Consider the following 3,064-nt stretch of genomic DNA (forward strand, 5'->3'; position numbering starts at 1 on the left):
GCCCCCGATGGAACTCCCCTACGTGAAACCGCAGGTTCTGCCCGCGCCGGACCAGGCGAAAGATCAGGTCCGGCACCCGAAGGTTCTCGAGGAGCGCGTCTGTCAACGCTATGGATCCATAAGAACAGGACAACAATAACAAGCTGAAGCTTGCGGGTCGCCGTTATGAGTGGTGAATTCATAAGATTTGCTCGGAAAACTGAGTGGCGAAGAAAGAGCGGACAGCACCTGCATTGCGCCGCAGAAGCATAGGGTGAACCTGTAAGGTCGCCACTCATTGCGAGCCCTCAGTTGGCGATGGCTTGGACCTGAAGCAGGAAGGTCTCGCATATCCGCTCCAAACATTGGCGAGCTGCTCAATGAGCCCGTTATGAGAAAGGCAGCCCCTGCCAAGGGGAGTTCCTTCAATAAAACCTCTACACATGTGAGAAATCTTGTTGGCCCGTAAAGACATCCTCAGCCATGCAAGTGGAAGGGGCTAATTCCCTAATTCGGGTCAAATTTCCCCTGTTAATGCTTCATTTACCTTGATCATGCAGATTGCGCGAACAACACAAAAGACGTTCCACACTGGTGGGAATATGGGCGCAGGCAGATGGTGAGAATGACAGAGCAGCGTCGGGAGGGAGATGTCAGTGGCAATGAGCCTGTCGGTGAGGTGCGGCCGAGTCGGTCATGGCCGGACCGACCCATTGACAGCCTTGGCGGCTTTTCCGAGGAGGCAATGAGGGGTTTGGCCGATCTCGAGGCTCGCAGCCCGCCTGCGGATGCTATCATCGAACCTGCTTATTTAAGGTCGTTCCGCATGACGGACCGCTTGAAGGCCGACGTTGCCGCTGGCGGCGGACTCCTTCAGGATGATGACGGCAGCGCCCGCCCGCATTATTGGGGACATCGCGAGCGCTTGCGTACCCGTTTTTTGGAGGGCGGCCATGCGCCCATGCCGGAATACGAGCTGCTGGAATTGCTCCTCTTCAATGCCATCCCCAAGATCGACGTCAAGCCGCTGGCCAAGCGCCTGCTTGCCACCTTCGGGGATCTGAACGGCGTCATTGCCGCCTCCGAACACCGTGTCCTGCAGGTTGAGGGGACCGACCGATGGGTTTATCTGCAGCTACGTGTCGTGGATGCGTTTGCGCAGCGGATGGCCCAAGCAAAGGTTCTGCGGCGCGAGGTTCTGTCATCTTGGGACGCGTTGATCGCCTATTGCCGGACCTGCATGGCGCATCGCGAAACTGAGCAATTCCGCGTTCTGTTTCTGGACCGCAAGAACACCATGATCGCGGATGAGGCTCTTGGCAGCGGTACGGTAGGCCATGTCCCTGTCTATCCACGCGAGGTCGCCAAGCGTGCGCTGGAGCTGAACGCCAGCGCAGTCATCCTGGTCCACAACCATCCTTCCGGCGATCCCACGCCAAGCCGCGAGGACATCTCCATGACTGCCCGCGTCATGGCAGCCTGCGAGGCCCTTGATGTCACTGTACATGACCATGTCATCATCGGAAAAGAGGCAGAGGTTTCCTTCCGTGAGGCAGGATTGTTGTGAATGCTCTGGGAGGGTGTTCGCGTTTTGCCACTCTCGGTGGTGGGCTGAAGAACAGATGATGCCGTCACTGTGACACCTGCAAAGCTCAGACGTTGCTTTATCTGCTTGCGCCCTGAACTACCAAAGGCTGTAGCTCCAGGCAGGAAATAGTGCTCAGCATGTAGCCAGCCGGCGACGTCGCGAGTGCTCAGTAACGAGGGCATAGTTCAAAGCCTCTGCTGAGGGGGTTCTTGAACCTGACAGATGCCGGCCGTAACCAGTATCATCAGCCTCCTGCTCCAGCCGTCGCCATTCGTGGAGGATTTTGGGCTGTCAATCCAAACTACAGCTAAGGTGTGGGATTTGCTGGTTTTGGCGGGCTTACATCCGCTTACAAGCAGGGAGCTGCCTTGTCAGAACGACCTTCATGATCCGCTGGCATTGGCGCTGTGCAGGCGAGGTGCGGGGTAATTGGCGCGTTTGATGCAGTGGCCAGTATTTCATGAATTCCGAAAACAGTTTCAGTTCTAGCTTTCCTGATGGTAAACTTGCTCTATATTCAGCACCTGCAGCAGGGCAATGCTGTGCCGCAAGCCGATGCAGGCTATAAAGAAGAAGAGTCAAACAAGCCGCTTTGTCTTCGAGGTATCGGATCGCTCTGCTCCAAACCATTCAGATACCAAGAGGCAGTCCGGCACGGGCACGAAATGCGCGCCCTTTATCCAAGCCAAATGCTCGCCCGTACCCAAGGTGGCACGCGTTTGGGGCAGCCATATCGAGGGTTCGAAGCGCGCCGAAATCTCCTAACATCGGCCCCTCAGGGATTTTTATTGCGGTGCCGGATACTAGTTGATCGCGCTGTTCGTGATCACGAAAGGCGCACGATACTTCTGGCTGGGCGCGCGGCAGATGCGGCTTGTTGATCCGCTCTTTTCGAGATCCGAGGGAGCGCCCTGCCCGGCAGCTGCAAGGGGCCGAGCGGCATCATCAGCCTCAGGCGATATGGTCTCTAATGGCAGGATGATGAGGGCCAACCCGCCGCCCATACAAGGGTAACCTGACCGCGGTCTGTGGCCGCTGCAAGACCCTCTGCATCAGGTTCGACCGCTGATTCCGGATGGGTGCTTTCGCCCCGATCTTCCAGGAACTGGTGCAGCCGGGGTACAGGGCGATCCGGTGATGCTGGACAGCACATCCCTGAAGGTGCACCGCACTGCGGCCAGTGCCCGAAAGACCGAAGATCCCGATGCAAGCCGGTGGATCGCTTTTTCGGAGGACGGGACCGTCTGCGGGCGACCGGACGCACGAAAGGCGATTTGAACGCCGGGGGCACATGGTCAGCGACGGCAAGGGCCGGCCGCTGGACGTCTGCCTTTCGCCGGAACAGATGGCTGACAGTTGGGCGCGCTCGTGCTTTCGAGACACTTTCCCCCTGCTGAACGCTTTTTGGGCGACAGGGCTTATGATGCCAAATGTGGACTGGCCCCCATTTCGACCGGACACTTGGGCATAACCATGGAGGCTTAGGCATATGCCTGA

At 57.8% G+C, this 3,064-nt stretch carries 1 protein-coding gene; it reads left to right on the plus strand.

Annotated elements, in window-relative coordinates; translation table 11 throughout:
- Positions 1-805 precede the first annotated feature (805 nt).
- The gene (gene radC, locus ACLHHB_RS17320) at positions 806-1,546 is read left to right on the plus strand and encodes a RadC family protein (protein WP_410219530.1); all 741 of its coding nucleotides are present in this window, start codon (positions 806-808) and stop codon (positions 1,544-1,546) included.
- Positions 1,547-3,064 lie beyond the last annotated feature (1,518 nt).

The sequence above is a fragment of the Paracoccus sp. (in: a-proteobacteria) genome (assembly GCF_046462195.1).
In the GTDB taxonomy this organism is placed as follows: Bacteria; Pseudomonadota; Alphaproteobacteria; order Rhodobacterales; family Rhodobacteraceae; genus Paracoccus.

Coding starts and splice junctions, on each gene's coding strand:
- radC (WP_410219530.1), top strand. CDS start 806: ATGACGGACCGCTTGAAGGCCGACGTTGCCGCTGGCGGCGGACTCCTT.